The organism is Sedimentitalea todarodis (assembly GCF_032595355.1).
GTDB classification, from domain to species: Bacteria; Pseudomonadota; Alphaproteobacteria; order Rhodobacterales; family Rhodobacteraceae; genus Sedimentitalea; species Sedimentitalea todarodis.
Genome location: NZ_JASMWN010000044.1, coordinates 1 through 15,451 on the forward strand (window position 1 = coordinate 1; position 15,451 = coordinate 15,451).

16 protein-coding genes and 2 pseudogenes are annotated in these 15,451 nt (G+C 56.8%); 8 read left to right on the top strand and 10 right to left on the bottom strand.

Annotated elements, in window-relative coordinates:
* Window positions 1-180: 180 nt before the first annotated feature.
* Window positions 181-300 (bottom strand): annotated as a pseudogene (locus tag QO231_RS24895) (IS6 family transposase); the annotation flags it as partial.
* 479 nt (window positions 301-779) lie between these two features.
* Between QO231_RS24895 and QO231_RS24900 the strand changes: the two are divergent.
* Window positions 780-2,600, top strand: a complete 1,821-nt coding sequence (locus tag QO231_RS24900; protein ID WP_316782662.1) for an OmpA family protein — start codon at window positions 780-782, stop codon at window positions 2,598-2,600.
* Window positions 2,601-2,780: 180 nt separating this feature from the next.
* Here QO231_RS24900 and QO231_RS24905 read toward each other — a convergent pair whose 3' ends face one another.
* The 3 genes from QO231_RS24905 to QO231_RS24915 form a co-directional block, all read right to left on the bottom strand.
* Window positions 2,781-2,975 (bottom strand): hypothetical protein, encoded by a 195-nt coding sequence (locus tag QO231_RS24905; RefSeq protein WP_316782665.1) that lies wholly within the window; start codon window positions 2,973-2,975, stop codon window positions 2,781-2,783.
* Window positions 2,976-3,114: 139 nt separating this feature from the next.
* Entirely contained in the window at window positions 3,115-3,456 is a 342-nt protein-coding gene (locus QO231_RS24910; RefSeq protein ID WP_316782668.1) for a transposase, read from the bottom strand.
* 378 nt (window positions 3,457-3,834) lie between these two features.
* Window positions 3,835-4,050: a hypothetical protein gene (locus tag QO231_RS24915; RefSeq protein WP_316782671.1), complete on the bottom strand. Its 216-nt coding sequence runs from the start codon at window positions 4,048-4,050 to the stop codon at window positions 3,835-3,837.
* A gap of 194 nt (window positions 4,051-4,244) precedes the next feature.
* On the opposite strand from QO231_RS24915, the gene QO231_RS24920 reads away from it, so the two are divergent.
* Window positions 4,245-4,580 (top strand): hypothetical protein, encoded by a 336-nt coding sequence (locus QO231_RS24920; protein WP_316782674.1) that lies wholly within the window; start codon window positions 4,245-4,247, stop codon window positions 4,578-4,580.
* Between the two features lie 149 nt (window positions 4,581-4,729).
* Here the strand turns inward: QO231_RS24920 and QO231_RS24925 are convergent, their stop codons facing one another.
* Window positions 4,730-5,047 carry an H-NS histone family protein gene (locus QO231_RS24925; protein ID WP_316782677.1) on the bottom strand — a complete coding sequence of 106 codons (318 nt, stop codon included), beginning with the start codon at window positions 5,045-5,047 and terminating at the stop codon, window positions 4,730-4,732.
* Window positions 5,048-5,507: 460 nt separating this feature from the next.
* Between QO231_RS24925 and QO231_RS24930 the strand changes: the two genes are divergently transcribed.
* A complete protein-coding gene (locus tag QO231_RS24930) occupies window positions 5,508-6,335 on the top strand; it encodes a DUF6635 family protein (protein WP_316782679.1) in 828 nt (275 codons plus the stop codon).
* Window positions 6,336-6,884: 549 nt separating this feature from the next.
* Here QO231_RS24930 and QO231_RS24935 read toward each other — a convergent pair.
* Window positions 6,885-7,643, bottom strand: a complete 759-nt coding sequence (locus QO231_RS24935; protein WP_316782681.1) for an SDR family NAD(P)-dependent oxidoreductase — start codon at window positions 7,641-7,643, stop codon at window positions 6,885-6,887.
* Between the two features lie 198 nt (window positions 7,644-7,841).
* Window positions 7,842-8,207: a MerR family transcriptional regulator gene (locus tag QO231_RS24940; RefSeq protein ID WP_316782684.1), complete on the bottom strand. Its 366-nt coding sequence runs from the start codon at window positions 8,205-8,207 to the stop codon at window positions 7,842-7,844.
* 86 nt (window positions 8,208-8,293) lie between these two features.
* On the opposite strand from QO231_RS24940, the gene QO231_RS24945 reads away from it, so the two are divergent.
* Window positions 8,294-8,554 (top strand): zinc ribbon domain-containing protein, encoded by a 261-nt coding sequence (locus QO231_RS24945; protein ID WP_316782687.1) that lies wholly within the window; start codon window positions 8,294-8,296, stop codon window positions 8,552-8,554.
* Between the two features lie 403 nt (window positions 8,555-8,957).
* On the opposite strand, the gene QO231_RS24950 is transcribed toward QO231_RS24945, so the two are convergent.
* Window positions 8,958-9,500 carry a hypothetical protein gene (locus tag QO231_RS24950; protein WP_316782690.1) on the bottom strand — a complete coding sequence of 181 codons (543 nt, stop codon included), beginning with the start codon at window positions 9,498-9,500 and terminating at the stop codon, window positions 8,958-8,960.
* An 85-nt stretch (window positions 9,501-9,585) separates the two neighbouring features.
* On the opposite strand from QO231_RS24950, the gene QO231_RS24955 reads away from it, so the two are divergent.
* Window positions 9,586-10,167, top strand: a complete 582-nt coding sequence (locus QO231_RS24955; protein WP_316782693.1) for a gamma-glutamylcyclotransferase — start codon at window positions 9,586-9,588, stop codon at window positions 10,165-10,167.
* A gap of 146 nt (window positions 10,168-10,313) precedes the next feature.
* Here QO231_RS24955 and QO231_RS24960 read toward each other — a convergent pair whose 3' ends face one another.
* On the bottom strand, window positions 10,314-11,405 hold the full coding sequence (locus QO231_RS24960; protein WP_316782696.1) for an IS630 family transposase: 1,092 nt from the start codon (window positions 11,403-11,405) through the stop codon (window positions 10,314-10,316).
* 216 nt (window positions 11,406-11,621) lie between these two features.
* Between QO231_RS24960 and QO231_RS24965 the strand changes: the two genes are divergently transcribed.
* From QO231_RS24965 to QO231_RS24975, 3 genes are all read left to right on the top strand, one after another.
* On the top strand, window positions 11,622-11,918 hold the full coding sequence (locus QO231_RS24965) for a putative quinol monooxygenase (protein WP_316782699.1): 297 nt from the start codon (window positions 11,622-11,624) through the stop codon (window positions 11,916-11,918).
* Between the two features lie 49 nt (window positions 11,919-11,967).
* Window positions 11,968-12,435 (top strand): GFA family protein, encoded by a 468-nt coding sequence (locus QO231_RS24970; RefSeq protein ID WP_449421126.1) that lies wholly within the window; start codon window positions 11,968-11,970, stop codon window positions 12,433-12,435.
* 979 nt (window positions 12,436-13,414) lie between these two features.
* The gene (locus tag QO231_RS24975) at window positions 13,415-14,593 is read left to right on the top strand and encodes a trypsin-like serine peptidase (protein ID WP_316782702.1); all 1,179 of its coding nucleotides are present in this window, start codon (window positions 13,415-13,417) and stop codon (window positions 14,591-14,593) included.
* Between the two features lie 170 nt (window positions 14,594-14,763).
* Here QO231_RS24975 and QO231_RS24980 read toward each other — a convergent pair.
* Window positions 14,764-15,303 (bottom strand): annotated as a pseudogene (locus QO231_RS24980) (Tn3 family transposase); the annotation flags it as partial.
* Window positions 15,304-15,451 lie beyond the last annotated feature (148 nt).

Here is a 15,451-nt window from a genome sequence, read left to right on the forward strand (position 1 = left end):
CGTCCTAAAACGACTGCCCGACATGCCCGTCTCGCGCGTACATGAAATGTTACCGTGGAACTGGAAAACCGCAGCACAAAACGTCAAGGCCGCATAACCGCGGTCCACACCGGATGTTTACTCCGCACCAGCCCTAAAATCTGAATATCCACCCAGTGTCGTGTAGTGTGCGAACTTGGGGACGCCGTGTTCGGCTATGATCTCTTCAAGATCGCGATACGAAACGGGAAAGCGAACGTAGAAATACACGGCGCATAGGATCACGGATTTCGGGTACTGCGCGCCTTTGAAACTGATCAACTCTTCAATCCTGACTCGGTTTCGGGAAAGTGTGGGGTCTGGCTCGACGCGCCAAGCAACGCAACTGATATCCGCAACTTTGCGACACTACCCCCAGAAAGATCCGGACACATCTGGTTCCGAATGCAGGCCATCACCAAACGAGCACGGTGGAGTCGGCCGCAAGGAATATCTGCACTGCCGCGCCTTTGGATAGCACTTGCGACGATGCGGGAAACAAGCGACTGTTGATATTCATGGCGGGTCTTTTTCAGTTTTCGCACCAATCACAGGCGCTTGTGACACTGTCTGTCGTGGCGGTCATGTTCACGCTGTTTATCCGGGCAGCCTATCCCCTGAAGTCACTGAATTCGGCGGTGCTGTGGCGATGCTGGCGCTTGGTCTGTTGCCATATGACGATGCCGTGAGGGGAACCAATCATTCATTTGAAGCGTTGATCGACCGGACCTGATCATGAAACAAGGTAAGGAATACTGACCATGAATCGCATATCGCCGAAATCGACTACCGCAATGATCTTGTGCCTGAGCATAGTTGTGCAAATGCCACAGACCGTGGCTGCTGCCGGATCCGGGACGGGCGTCCAATATGCGCAGACGACAATGACAGGGTTGTCGGTCGCAGATGAAGAAGCGTTGCGCGTCTTGCTGGAACAGCGGCTTTTGGCGCGCGGCAAGCCGAACGTGAAGATGAGCAAGGGGGATCGCGCGAAATTGCGCAAACTCCTCAAGAGCTACTCCAAGGCGCAGGGCAATCCGGGGAACACGATGTCGCCCGATCAAATGAGCGCGCTTGCCACGGCCCTTGGGTTGGATGTGGCTAGCCTTGCAGAAGTTGCAGATGAGGTCGACGCCGCGACCGAGAGCGAACCCCAGCAGTCAATTCCAACCGAGCAAGCGGTGCAAACGACAGCGACTGGCCTGACGGCGCGGGATGAGACGGCAATGCGGGCTCTGTTGGAACAGCGGTTTGCAGCGCGAGGCAACCCGGATGTGCAGATGAACAAAGCAGATCGTAAGGAGCTGCGCGAATTGCTGCGGAAGTACTCGAAGGTTCGGGGCAATACGGGCAACAAGATGTCGCCCCAAGAAATCAAGTCGCTCGCGTTTGAGCTCGGTGTGAGCGAAGAAATCTTGGCCAATGTCGATGGCGACACGACGGCAGGCGATTCAATACCTGAATTGAGTCCCGAGGAAAAGGCACAAAGGCGCCAAGAAAAAGCCGAGCGCCGCGCCGCGCGGCAGGCTGAACGGGAAGCGGTGCGCGAAGCCGAAGCAGTGGCTTCTGCAGCGGCAAATGGAGGCGAGTCGGTCTCAGTGACAAGCGAGACCATCACCGAAGAAGACGCACGTTCTGCCGGTGAAGAGTTCGATACGAAGGTTGGTACCAACACCGCACAGGCGGACAGCGGCAGCGATCGGGTCGAAACACTTGGCAAGATCGCCCTGCTGGGGCTTGGCGCCCTGGCGGTGGGCAAGCTTATGAACAATGGCGACAAGGTGGTGGCCAATACCGGTGATCGCGTGGTAGTCGAGCGAGACGGCGAGTATTACGTGCTGAAAGACGATGACACGCTCTTGCGCCGTCCTGGCCGCGAAGTGCAGACCGAAAGCTATTCCGACGGGTCGACCCGCACCAGGGTGACATCGGCGGATGGCAGCACGGTGGAGACCATACGGTCGGCTACCGGACAGATGTTGCGCCGCGAGCGTATCTTGGCCGATGGCCACCGAATTCTGTTATTTGACGATACCGAAGCATTTGAGAGCGTGAAACCATCCGATTTGCCGGAAGCCGATCGGACCGTGCTGGACTATGACCAGACCGATAAGGAGGCGCTGCGCACAGCCCTTCTGGCAGCAAATTCCGAGAAACTGGACAGACGTTTTTCACTGAGCCAGGTGCGCAACATAGATGCGGTGCGCAAACTGGTGCCGGAGATTTCGGTCGGGTCGATTAATTTCGAGACCGGATCTGCGGTAATCCGCGCCATCGAGGCGAAAAAGCTGGCGTCCCTGGGAGATGCGATCAAGCAGGCCATTGTGCTTAACCCGGGCGAATTGTTCCTGATCGAGGGCCACACGGATGCGGTAGGCGGCGCTGCCTTCAATCTGGCATTGTCTGACCGGCGCGCGGAATCGCTGGCACTGGCGCTGGTCGAGTATTTTGATGTGCCGCCGGAAAACATGGTGATCCAGGGCTATGGCGAAGGCGATCTGCGCGTCGAGACTGAGGAGTCGGAGCGCATTAACCGCCGCGCCGCAGTGCGTCGGATCACACAATTGTTGAAGGCAGGCTGAGAACTATCACCGGCAGTGTCGCAAAGGTTTGACATTCATTGTCACTTCTCGGCGGTGGCGTTCACCTCAGCGTGGTTGTGGGTGACCCTGTTGCAGGGATCAAGTTGGAGGCGGATTGGACCCATACGACAATGTTGCATGAAGATCGTTCGGGTCGCATTTGCCCCGTTCCCCGGTTCGTTATGCGACACGCTCATAGGTCGCACGACGCAGACGGGTCATGCGGTTGAGGACTTTGACAGCGATCCTGGTTTCGGTTGTCTGGGTCTCCATTTTGCGGCTGCGCAGCCGAGATCCGATGACCTGTTTGTAACGCCCGATCTGGGCCTCGACGCGTGATCTCTGGCCATAACCTGTGGCCTTCTGCCAGGCCATTCGGCCACCCTCGGCGATTACCTCGATATGGGCGTTGCGTGCGGCGCACTCTCCGGGAACGGCGTTCCTCTGCGGCGGAATGATCAGTTCGACATCCGGACCAAACGTGCGCCGGATCGTTGCGGCGGTTGGTGTAGCATCATACGCTCGCGTCTGCGATGAAGCGGTGAACGCGACCGACCACCCCGGCAAGAAGATCGGGCAAAGCGCCGGGGCCCCCGACATGCTCGGTTGTCAGGCGTGACGCCACAAGCTCTCCGCTCTTTGGGTCGATGCCGATATGTAGTTTGCACCATGTTCTACGGGCCTTCGGCAGCCCGTGTTTCTCCCGCATCCAGTCGCGGCCACCGCGAACGCGCAATCCTGTGCTATCCACGACCAGTGTCATCGGGCCACTGGCCGTCCGGGTGTCAGGCGCGATCTCGAGCAATGGCGCACGCCGGCTAAGCGTCGAGTAGTTCAGGAGAGCCTTCGATTTCACGAAAAGGGCGACGTCCTATTCGTTGGTCACGGCGGCGTCGGAACTCTGCTGTTTTGCCAGCTATCGGGATTGCCAATTGACCGAAGGTCCGATCAAGGCCCGGGCGGTGGTGGCTGCTTCTTTGAGTTTAGCCTTGCTGATGTCCGACCAACAAGGGGCTGGCAACCTATGGAAGACATGGGCACCAAAGCGAAGCGCTCTGGACACCCCAATCTTGCCAATTAGGCACGGAGCTCACCCCGGAGCTTCGGTGCCTCTTGGTTGTTGGGAATCTGCCCCACCACCAGCAATGATACCTGACCCAGATCACAATTTTTCTAGGGCGTATTGATGCCGGATGCCGCAGCACAGAACGGTTGCAGGTATCGACAAGTCTGATCAGAAATATTGTTCAATAATGCCGCCACTGCGGCCGGCGCAGCGCGGGCACCGCCGGTTGCCTGGTCCCGACGACAGGAACGACCGTTCGCACCAAAGGCAGGTCCGCATCGCCGAGTGGTCGTTTTCCTGTGCCTCCCGCGCCTCTCTGATGTTGTCGAGCCATCCCGCGACGGTCGCTGTGCCAACGCCCATATGCCGGGCAACGGCGGACATGGGCTGGCCCTGCCGAAGCATCGCCTCGGCTTCCAGCCAATTCGGGTGAAGATCCGGAGGGGGTATCTGACGGCGGGGCATGCGGCTCAGAGTACTTACAGCAACGACCTCGGTAAACCGGGATTGTTCATCTGTCCCTCACCACAACGCTTGTCCTTGTTCTATCTTGGTCGCAAGCAATCGGAGGCCCCCTGATGCAACAGGCTTCAACCGATCAAACACCGGTGCTCTTCTGCAGCAATGACTATCGTGTCGTTCCGGCAACCGAGAAGCAGATTGATTTCGCCCGTCACATCGCCCTGCGTGCCGACGTGGAGCTGCCAGCAGACGTCACGTCGGATCGGCGTCGGTTGTTTCAATGGATCGATGCGCACAAAGAGGTATCCGGCGGATCGCCGTTCTCCAGTTATGCGTCGTCCAGACAGGTCGCATTTGCCGAGCGGATTGCCCGGATCAAGCGTCGCGATGTTCCGCGCGAATGTTTTCGTGACAGGACGCTGATGTCCAGATGGATTGACAGCAACCGCTGAGCAAGCTGCGCTTTTGCTTTGCACTGATTTCCACAACGCCCGAACACCACCGTCTCGATTGCAGGATGCGCGCAAGCAGGTTTCGATCTGAAGTGCAGGAGGCGTCAAGAGGTTTGGTTGCAGCGTGGGCGGTCGACGGGCGGCGAATCTTACGTGATCAGCATCGCCTCAGGTGACATTCCGCCTTCGACGGCTTCAACGAACCAGGTCGGTCTGCGTCCACGTCCGGACCACGTAAGCGTCGGCTCGTCCGGGTGGCGGTATTTCGGCGCAGAGGCGGCCTGTTGTTTTTCGCGGTTGGCTGTCAATTCGGAGAGTGAGAACCCAAACTCTTTTGCCTTTGCTTCAACTGCGACAAGCGCTTCTTTGCGCCTGTTTTGCTCAAACGAAACAATGGCTTTGGCGATGTCTTTTTCGAGTGCCTGCAATTCTTTGAGCGACAGCTTGTTCAGGTTGATTTTGGCCATGATCGAAATGTTCCAATACGAATGCGTTTGGGCGCAATCTATCCAAGCACAGACTCTGTGACCAGAGTTCAAAACAATCTTCGAGCATAATACCGCCGAGAGCTTGCTGCGCTTGGATTGATATTTCGGATACGATGAATTGTACAGTCGCGGATTATGCTGATGGGCTGGGTTACCAAAAGGTCGCGGACCTGCCGAGACCGTCAAAATTGACCACATTTTGCCGGCAACTGGGACTGAGGTGACATCCCACCCAGATGTCCGGCAGCCGCTGCTTGCAGCAATGAGAGGTGGGCTCGATGGTGCATATTTGATTCAAGGTCGCATGTTTAACAGCCAATCCACCCTCTGCGTGACGCCTTCCAGACCTCGGAAACGGCACGGCTGAAAGCGTCCTTGTCTTTCAATATGCCCCTCTGATCGATAGGTAGATGTGCGACTGACCTCAAGATCAGGACTCATGTCATTGGAAGACTTGATCACGGCAACTGAACGGAACGTGGCGGTGCAGAAGTTTGTGCGCGCTACATTTGGCCCAATGGGGACGCTGCGTTTGCACCATGCCGCCTTTGGTGTCGATCTCTTGCGCGCTCCCACAAATGTCGTTCTTGCGCCGGTTTTTTTGGTGACACGGCTTACCGCGATAGTCGCTCGCGCGCTGCGGTTCGACAAGGTTGCTCACTGGCTATCGCGCCGAAAGATCCTGTTCGAGACAACAACCTCTCGACAGGTTGCCAATGCCACCACGGCCTTCATTGCCCATCTGAATTCATTGGGCCTGGGAGTTGCTGCCCCTCCAGACGTGGTGGAACGCAAGGTAGCGGATTATGCTGGCGTGAGAAACGCTGTCGGCGAAATTATGACGACAATTGTCGTGCTGATCGTAGGCTACATGTTTTTCCGCACTGCCACACCAGGGGTGATTTCGCTTGCGGAGCCGGTAGCGCAGTTGCGGGCTCAGTCTACTGCCATTGAGCAGTTCCCGCTCGGGCAGGGGTTGGGGCGCATGTATTACGAGGTGTTCCCAACAGTTCTTGCGCCGTGGCAGGTGGTGACGACCGGTGTGGTGCTGTTGATGCTCACATCTATCGTGACAACCTTCGCAGGTGTCGTCGCGGATCCGATACAGGTCCTGACCGGCACGCACCGTCGCCGTTTGATGAACCTGCTGCGCCGATTGGATGCGGACCAGATCGAGAGCAGTGGTCTTGCGCGCGAACATGTTGCGGCCCGGTTGAGTGATTTCAGCGATATGGCGCTTGGCTTGTGGCGCATGCTGCGGGGGTGAGCGCGGGCGCGAACGTGGGTCCGACCCGGAAATACACAAACACGATCCCGCGATTCACTGATCAAACCCTTGGAGCCGTCGGCACAGAACCGAACGGGCGATAGACATTTGACCGACATAGCGCGCGATACCGAGGCGCTGACGGGCCGGTGCTGAACCGCGTGGACAGGTTAACAGCCGGACGCGATCTGCACGGGTCCAGCCAGGCGCAACGCGGAGGGGTTGAGGCCGCCGCGCAAAGCGGCTTCGGCGCGAAGGGGCAGGGCAGAGCCATTTGGCCCTGACCTGCCCGTCAACTATGCGGCCACCAACAATAAATGTGGAGTGACAGATAGGCGGATCTCACCGAACCAACCGTTCGCCAGTGCTGATGCAGCCGGATTTCAAACCGCCCTTTCGCTGCGGTCTGTTTTTACAATCGAGACGCGGCACAAAGCTGTCGCTCGTCGCAGGCACTCCAAGGTCAATTTGTGCTGGCCGACTAACTGTGTGGAACACTTCGCAAAAGGCCTCCATTTTCTCTTTTTCTGTGACCATGCATCAGAGAATTTAGGCCAAGTGTTGCCCTCCGTTGATAGGAATCTCAGCGCCGTTGACGTAAGATGCCCCCGACGATGCGAGGAAGACGACGACGTCTGCCACCTCCTGCGGGCTGCCCAAGCGGCCCATGGGGACGTCTCGCTGCACAAGGGCATCGGCGCCAGGCGACAAGATCGAGGTGTCGATCTCACCGGGGGAGACCGCGTTCACCCGCACCCCCTGCGGCGCGAGTTCACAGGCCAGTTCGCGGGTCAGCGTCGAAAGTCCGGCCTTCGACACCGCATAAGCCGCACCCGCGAACGGATGCACTTGAGTCGCGGCGATAGAGGAAACATTGACGACTGAACCTCTTGCCCGCGCCAGCGGGGTGAGCAGTTCTTGCACCAAGATCAGCGGGGCGATCAGGTTTACCATCTGCACGGCCCTGAAGACGTCCTCGCCAGTCTGCATTGCAGTCAGTCGCCCACCGTCCTCCGCTTTGGGCGAGATCCCTGCGTTGTTGACCAGAGCATCAAGACCTCGGTCGCCCAGCCGGTCGCGGATCGCGGCGGCAGCGTTGCGTATCGACATTTCGTTGGACAGGTCGGTTTCAACGTGGCGTACAATACCCTCTGCCCACGGGCAAACAGTGCTGAACGGCGAGCGAGCGAGCGTCAGCACGTCCCAGCCCGCATCGTAGAAGCGCTTTACGATTGCGTGGCCGATACCACGGCTGGCACCAGTGACGGCCACGATGGGTTTAGCGGTAGGCTCGAAGTCGTCGATCATATCTGCCTCCTTGAAAGGGATGCCCTTAAGGCATGCACCTGTCGTTACACAGTTACTTTGGAACGTCACGGACCCTTGACTCGATTCACTCGATTTCTTGAATCCCACCAATGAGCCGCGTCATGCAATACTCACCCAAGCGCACAATTGAGGTATCTTTTGGCCTTTCGAGACTGTTGCACAATGTCTGTGCTAGCGTCAGTCTGACTCGTAGGGCGCAATTCTCAACGCCTCCCGCGTTCTCGTCAGAACGTCTAGGAAACGCTCCGACGCCGCAATTCGTTCTTCCGTTTCCTGAATTTTCTCGTCCAAAAACGTAAACCCATCAAAGTCATCGCCATAGGTCGCATGAAGCTGCGATAGAAACACGATCAAATCGCCGATCGACATTCCCGCTGCTTGAGCGTCTCGAATTACCGAGATCGTCATCACCGCATCTTCTGGGTAAGACTTGTAATTATTTGCCGCCTCACGTGCCTCGCACTGCAAAAGACCCTGTTTCTCATAAAACCGGATCGTGTCACGGCTGACGCCCGACTTCTTAGATAGCTCACCGATGCGCATGTGATCACCCGAGAGAAAAGCGTTGACTAAAGTCCATGGTTATAACACTATCGTTTTCAGCATCTATAAACAAGAGGAGTAATTCCATGGCTAAACACTGCCAAAGCTGCGGAATGCCCATGAAACGTGACCCGAACGGCGGCGGCACAGAAGCCGACGGTAGCAAGAGCGAAACTTATTGCTCCATCTGCTACGAAGAAGGCGCGTTCCGACATCCCAATGTCACCGTCACCGAGTTTCAGGCCCATTGCGTTGACGCCCTTGCCAAGAAAGGCATGCCAAGGATAATGGCCTGGGCCTTCACGCGTGGCATTCCTAAACTCGACCGATGGACAAAAGCGGCCTGATTTCCGCCCGCCGTGTAGAAAATGAGGCGGACAAGCCTGCAAGTGGACGTCCAGCCAATACGACGGGAACTGCCGCTTCGTCCGCGACCCGTAATTTCGACGTCTGATCCTCGCTGTCGTCTGCATGAATGGTCGCCCTTCCGCTGCGCAGCGGCACCAGATTCCCCGCTCACGCGGTATTTCTGACGCTGCGAAAGCGTGCAGCAAAAAAACCAAGGAACAGGTTGAACTCTCTTTCCTCTTTCACTGCGATCAGCATAAAGGGCCGCTTCACTGGGTTGGGTCGGCACCCCTGCAGGAAAAGACAATCTATCTGTCAACAGGGGTCAAACTATGTGGCCACCAAGAAGAAAAGCCCTGCCGAAGCGGGGCCAGTTGTTTTCCCCACCACAAGGAAATTTGGTCAATCGGTGTCGGTCAGGGGCGCGGAATTGCGCGATCTTGCGACCACGCCTTCCTCTGTGATCGCTGCGATTGTCGTCGGCGTGCGGCGGGATAACTCAACGCCGTCGCCTGACATCATCGCATCCACAAATTCGGTCTTCTTGAGAACTGCGCCATCGGCCTCGACATATGTCATGTCCCCATCCATGTCGTGCGAGACCGACCCATCGGGCATGATCCGCACCCAGACGCCGCCAACCTGGACGGACACCATGTGGTCTTCGACCACGATGCCTTTCCAGGCGACGTCAAGGTCACGGCGCAACACGATCTTGTCGGGGTGCAATTTGATCTGAACATCCCGCGCGGCATCCTTCCTGGCAGATTTGACAACGAGAAAGGCTTCCTGCTCCTCCGGATCGGTATGGATGGTCGCGCTGGCGTTTTTCGGTGGCCAGACTTTCGCCTCCTTGCGACGCTCGCCCTTGGGATCTCGGTGAAACCCGATGTAAAGCTGGGCAGACCGCCAGATGCGGGACAGGGCTTTGGTGTTCGCACTCATAGCGGAAGCCCTTTAGGCGCGACATATCAGTTGGAATTTTCATCAGAGGGCGATAGCCAAATCAAACGCGACAAACAACTTGGCAATGCCGTCCCAAATACTAGCGGCGCATGGAGGTGATCCGGTTTGGGTGTTTGCCTACGGTTCTTTGCTCTGGATACCTGCGCAACCCGGATTACCTTGGCGGATCGTTACGGCCAACGGATGGCACCGATCATTCTGCCTCGAAATGCGCTGTTGGCGTGGGTCTCCGGACCAGCCTGGTTTGATGCTGGCCCTCAAGACTGGCGGGTCGTGTACTGGAATTGCCGTGAAACTTCCGGACATAGATCGGCACAATCACTTGGTCAAATTATTGCGCCGCGAAATCGGTGGACAAGAAGGGTTGAAATCGTTGCGTTCTATTGATTTGGTGTCTGATGATGGCCCTGCGAAGGCGCTTAGTTTCTATACCAACCCACCGGAAGTTGCCGCGAAACCTGAGCGTTCTAAAATGAAGGTGGCGCAGATTCTTTCCCGTGCGTGTGGCCACATAGGGTCCGGCGCGGAATATCTGTTCAGAACCGTCGAAGCTCTAGAAAATCTGGGAATCCGTGACCCTTACTTGTGGCGTGTTCAAGAACTGGTAGCTGCGGAAATTTCAGGCAGAAATCTGCACGAAAAATAGTTACTTTGCCTGCCTCATTGCTTCACGCATTAGTTGACCCTTGCGACGATAGCGGCGAATATCGCGCCTCTGCACAGCCAACGGTAGATTAAGGGCTTAGCCGCGTCAGAAACTGAGTAATCCTAGTGTTCTGAGTCTGACGTTTGTTACCTGTTTCCGCGGATTTCATCGAGGGCGTTCAGCGCGCGGCGCTCGCGTTTGAGAATATCGTCGGCGGATTTGGCCCAGACGAAGGGCTTCGGCTTGGCGTTGTGCTGCAGCAGATAATCGTAGATGGCGGTCTCCAGGTCGTCGACGCTGGAATAGCTGCCGCGGCGGATGCGCCTTGTGGTGATCTCGGCGAAGAACCGTTCGACCAGGTTCAGCCACGAGGCGCTGGTGGGCGTGAAATGCAGCTTGAAGCGCGGGTGTTTTGCCAGCCAGGCTTGCACCTCGGGGGTCTTGTGGGTGGCGTAGTTGTCGAGCACCAGGTGCACGTCGCGCGGCCCCAGGACCGCGCGGTCGATCCGGCGCAGGAATTTCAGGAATTCCCTGGCGCGATGGCGGGGTAGGCACTCGCCGATGACGACACCGGATTTGACATCGAGCGCGGCGAAGAGCGTGGTCGTGCCGTGGCGTTTGTAATCGTGGGTCATGGTGGCTGCCCGGCCCTTCTTGAGCGGCAGTCCAGGCTGGGTCCGGTCAAGCGCCTGTATCTGGGACTTCTCGTCGACGCAGAGCACCACCGCCCGCTCCGGCGGATCAAGGTAGAGCCCCACGATATCGGTGACTTTCTCCTCGAACAGCGGGTCGTTCGAGACCTTGAAGCCCTTCGTCTGGTGCGGCTTCAGACCGGCCTCGGCCCAGATGCGGCCGACACTCGACGGCGAGATGCCCACCGCCTCGGCCATCAGAGACCGGCTCCAGTGGGTGGCGTTAGACGGGCTCTCCTGCACCGTCTTTGCGATCACCTTCAGGCGCGTTTCCCGAGGCAACGGTGGCACCCGCGATGGCCGCGTCTTGTCGCGCTTAAGTCCGGCCACGCCCGCATCGAGATACCGTTCCTGCCAACGCCAGACCGTCGGCTTAGACGTCTTCGCGCGCCGCATGATCTCGAAGGTGCCGTGGCCATCCGACGTCGCCAGCACGATCTCGGCCCGCCAGACCAGCTTGCGGGGGGTGTTGCGGTCGGCGACCAGAGCTTGAAGCTCGGCACGGTCATCGGGGCCCAGATACAGGCAAAGGTCATCACGTCTCATCGCCCAACACTGGCACAAAAAATCGATGATGGGAATCCTATGTCAGGCGGGGAACACTAGCAGGTTTCTTTCCCGCTGCGACTGTCTGGTATGCGGGGCGGTTTGAGCCCTTGAGGACATTAATGTCGAAATGTGGTAGTGTGATAGCGTTCGAACCTTAAAGCCTGATTATCGGGAGTTGAGAATGCAGAAAGTCGATCCAAATGAGGTGAATGTATGATTATTCGCATTTTCCAAGTGGTCACGCGGCCAGGTAAAGAAGAAGAATTCGGGAAATTCTTCCACGAAACCGCAATTCCCCTTATGAGAGGCACTGATGGCATTGTGTCCGTTCTGCCTGGTGCCCCCAGACCCGACAGCCCCAGAGAATTCAGCTTCGTTATGGTCTGGAAAGACCTCGCCGCGCTAAAGCAATTCGTCGGCGATGACTATCAAAGTCCACACATCGATCCGGCGGAGGCGGAATTGGTCGAGTCACGAACGATAAAACACTACGACCTCGTAGAAAGCTGATCGGATCGTTGGCAAGTGAGCTGGGAATGAGAAACAAAGGGGAGTGAAGATGCAGACGGGAAAATGTGGCTGCGGTGCGGTTGCGTATCGAATGACATCCAGCCCTATCTGCGTCCACTGTTGCCACTGCAGCGAATGTCAAAGGCAAACCGGGTCGGCGTTTGTTCTGAATGCAATCATAGAATTTGACCGGGTCGAGGTTAATGGCGATGTTGTCGAAAATACGCTTCCGACACCCAGCGGAAAAGGTCAGGTTATAACCAGGTGCGTTGAATGCGGTGTGGTGGTTTTTAGCAGCTATTTATCGCGCCTCGGAAAACTCCGTTATGTTCGGGTTGGTACATTGGACAACCCTTCGGAATGCCCCCCTGATGTACAGATATTTACGTCCAGCAAACAATCGTGGGTTCCGCTGAACCCGGACATTCCGGTTTATGAGGAATTCTACAAATTCGAAGACGTCTGGCCAGACGCGTCTCTTGCCCGGTGGCACAAACTATTCGGCGAGAAAGATTAGACGGACATTCGCAACTTTGGCTTTAAAGGGAGCGATTATTTTGGCCGACATTCCCCAAGTAGAGCGTCGACCGGTTGATCTTGGCGCCGTCTTGCGCATCGATTAAGCTTATTGGTCGCATCGCGGTGCTACGCCGTCGCGCCCTCGACCTCGTACGACGCGACAAATCCAAAGACTCGCTCTCCATAAAGCTCAAGCGCGCGGGATGGGATGACGAATTTCTCCGAAGCGTTCTCAATGGGTTAGCTCAGACGTGACCCAAATGCGATTGCCCTGCATCCCGTCTCGAATGTCCTTCAGAACCGACTCTGCCATGAAGAGCGCAGTTTTCCGAGGAGAAACATAATTGTCCGGGATGGAACAGCTAGGCGCTAAAAAATCCGGCGCGACGACGCTTTAATCGGATTTGGCGACTGAACCCGCCGCCGCCCGTCAGAGGTATGGAAATCGAAGGATATGACTAATCCGCTCGCAGCACGCGAGCAATCTCCACCATTGGTGATTCACGCCATGTGTGCTACACTAGCGTGTGATATCCTAGGCAATTTCAAGCAGGGATTGAACGGCAAACTAGACCAATCATTAGAATAGATCAAACAGACGGTCATTTGCCCAGTGAAACGGAGGTGGCCCATGAAAAGACCGGCTGGGAGTTTCGTTGGCATCCCACATTCCACTAGCTCGGAGGTGCGAGCGGGTCAGTATCGCATCGAAGTGTTTAACGGGCTGAAGAAGCGACTGCCGAAGAAATCCAATTCCAGCACCACTGCATTCCTAAGCAGTCCCGCCAAATTTGGCCTCCAGCTTGGCAAATACACGGTTCGGGCGCCATCGACGTCATTGTGCGATTCAAAATATTCGATCGATTCGGCACCAACTTGGGCCCGGTCGTAGAAAGCTGTGGGCGGGGAGACATTTGAGGTTGCGGGGAATCTGGGGGCTATCCAATAGCCAATTTTTACAGAAGAGGAACTGAAAAATGCCCATTAAGAAAACCGTCAAAACCACAAGAAAACCAACCGCCCCACTTTACCTTGACGAAGCCGTCGAAAAGATCGGTTCGCGCGAGCCCTTGGGTGAATTGAAGGACGCCAGGCTGGATTTCAACTTGCTTGTCGGATCATTCCAGGAGCCTGATGTCGAGGTGGAATTGGCACGGCTGAAGGGTGATCATCTGCAATCTGGCAAAGGCAAATCGGGTCGGCGGGGACAAGGTTACGAGCTGAAGCTATCCCTGTCCAATGTAGCGCTCGGGGCTCATGTTCTGCCGCCACCCATCGAGGCACGTGAGTTCGAGAATGATCGCGACATTCACGAAGCGCAGCAAGATTTCCCGGAATTCGAAGGTAAATTGCCCGACCATTTACCGATGCGTGTCCTGCCACGGCGGCTTGCCGCGAAACTGAAGGTCCCGCGCCGCTTTGATGCAGAAAAGGCGTCATCGGACCTTAGCGAGCGGCCGCACAATGCTACGACCATCTTTGCGCCCGATCAACGTTATACGTTCAATGACACTGCTTTCCCCTGGTCCACCGTCGGAAGAATAGATACGCCTGGTGGCTCGGCTTCGGGGGCTATGGTGGGTCCGCGGCACGTCCTGACCTGCAGTCACGCCATCCAGTGGAACGCCGACGGCACCGCAGGCTGGGTGAAATTCACACCGTCCTATTTCGACGGCAGCGCCCCGTTCGGCGTGGCTTGGGGGACAATGGTCTATTGGGAAGGGGTAAAGGTCGTCGGCCCCAGTATCAATCGCAACGAGGGCCAGCACGACTATGTATGTGTCGTTCTCAATACGCGCATTGGCGACCTGACCGGCTGGATGGGCTCGCGGAGTTGGTCTGACGACTGGGACAATGAGCCCTATTGGAGCCACATAGGCTATCCCGGCGATCTTGCAGGCGCCCAACGACCTTCGTTCCAGAGCGGCATATCGCTCGATGGTTCATTTTGGGACCGCGAGGTGCACACCCGCATATTCCACCGCGGTGATGTCTGGCCCGGTCAGTCCGGTGGGCCATTCTTTGCGTGGTGGGCCGGTGAATCCTGGCCACGCGTAGTCGCCGACCAAAGCGGTCAAACCAGCAGCGAAAATTCGGCAAGCGGCGGCGCTCATATGGTCGACTGCATCATCCGGGCGCGCAATGACTTTCCGTGAAGGAGAATGGACTTTGACAGGTAGTGTCGCAAAGATTTGGATTTCAGTTGCGTAAACGGGGGTGGCAAGTCATGTCGCGTACTTTCCCGAAGCAATCATCAGGATTGAAGAGTTGATCAATTTGGGGTCGACTCCGGCTGGGGGCGGAATCGTATCATAAGCTTTTTTGATCACGATTTTGGCCACCTATATTCGCCTGTAAGCAGAATATGCGCCCATCCGAGGGGTGAGATATGCGACAGAAGCTCATGCGGACTATCGAGACCTGCGCGTTTTCGGGCCGCCACGGCGCGTCCAAGGTGGTCAGTGTTCCAGTAGATAATGATTGCGGCGAGCAGATTGAGACCTGCCATCCGGTAGTGCTGTCCTTCGGCGGTTCGGTCACGGATTTCGCCCTGACGTCCAATGCGCAGAGCGTTTTTCAGAGCATGATGCGCCTCGCCTTTGTTCAGGCCAATCTGGGCGCGCCGCTGCATGTCGGCATCAAGTAACCAGTCAATGATGAAGAGCGTCCGCTCGATGCGGCCTATTTCCCGAAGGGCCACGGCCAATTCGTGGTGGCGAGGATAAGACGCAAGCTTTCGCAAGAGCTGGCTGGGCGGCATGATGCCTGCGACCATTGTGGCCGCACTTCTTAGGATATCCGGCCAGTTCTCAATGATCGTGTTTTCTCTGATTTTACCACCGATCAATCTCTTCAGTTCTTTTGGTGAAGACTGTCACTTGGCAGTTAAATGGGCTCTTCCTCACTTAGTGTGGCGCAGTGGCAGCATTCTGGCTTTCAGCAGCTCTGCACCGGCTCGACCGTACATTGCCCGCTTGAGTGTCTTCAGGCGGTTGATCTGGCCTTCCGCTTGT

Excerpts from the sequence above, each read along its gene's own strand:
- QO231_RS24900 (WP_316782662.1), top strand. The coding sequence starts at position 780 with ATGAATCGCATATCGCCGAAATCGACTACCGCAATGATCTTGTGCCTG.
- QO231_RS24905 (WP_316782665.1), bottom strand. The coding sequence starts at position 2,975 with ATGGCCTGGCAGAAGGCCACAGGTTATGGCCAGAGATCACGCGTCGAG.
- QO231_RS24915 (WP_316782671.1), bottom strand. The coding sequence starts at position 4,050 with ATGTCCGCCGTTGCCCGGCATATGGGCGTTGGCACAGCGACCGTCGCG.
- QO231_RS24920 (WP_316782674.1), top strand. The coding sequence starts at position 4,245 with ATGCAACAGGCTTCAACCGATCAAACACCGGTGCTCTTCTGCAGCAAT.
- QO231_RS24925 (WP_316782677.1), bottom strand. The coding sequence starts at position 5,047 with ATGGCCAAAATCAACCTGAACAAGCTGTCGCTCAAAGAATTGCAGGCA.
- QO231_RS24930 (WP_316782679.1), top strand. The coding sequence starts at position 5,508 with ATGTCATTGGAAGACTTGATCACGGCAACTGAACGGAACGTGGCGGTG.
- QO231_RS24935 (WP_316782681.1), bottom strand. The coding sequence starts at position 7,643 with ATGATCGACGACTTCGAGCCTACCGCTAAACCCATCGTGGCCGTCACT.
- QO231_RS24940 (WP_316782684.1), bottom strand. The coding sequence starts at position 8,207 with ATGCGCATCGGTGAGCTATCTAAGAAGTCGGGCGTCAGCCGTGACACG.
- QO231_RS24945 (WP_316782687.1), top strand. The coding sequence starts at position 8,294 with ATGGCTAAACACTGCCAAAGCTGCGGAATGCCCATGAAACGTGACCCG.
- QO231_RS24950 (WP_316782690.1), bottom strand. The coding sequence starts at position 9,500 with ATGAGTGCGAACACCAAAGCCCTGTCCCGCATCTGGCGGTCTGCCCAG.
- QO231_RS24955 (WP_316782693.1), top strand. The coding sequence starts at position 9,586 with ATGCCGTCCCAAATACTAGCGGCGCATGGAGGTGATCCGGTTTGGGTG.
- QO231_RS24960 (WP_316782696.1), bottom strand. The coding sequence starts at position 11,405 with ATGAGACGTGATGACCTTTGCCTGTATCTGGGCCCCGATGACCGTGCC.
- QO231_RS24965 (WP_316782699.1), top strand. The coding sequence starts at position 11,622 with ATGATTATTCGCATTTTCCAAGTGGTCACGCGGCCAGGTAAAGAAGAA.
- QO231_RS24970 (WP_449421126.1), top strand. The coding sequence starts at position 11,968 with ATGCAGACGGGAAAATGTGGCTGCGGTGCGGTTGCGTATCGAATGACA.
- QO231_RS24975 (WP_316782702.1), top strand. The coding sequence starts at position 13,415 with ATGCCCATTAAGAAAACCGTCAAAACCACAAGAAAACCAACCGCCCCA.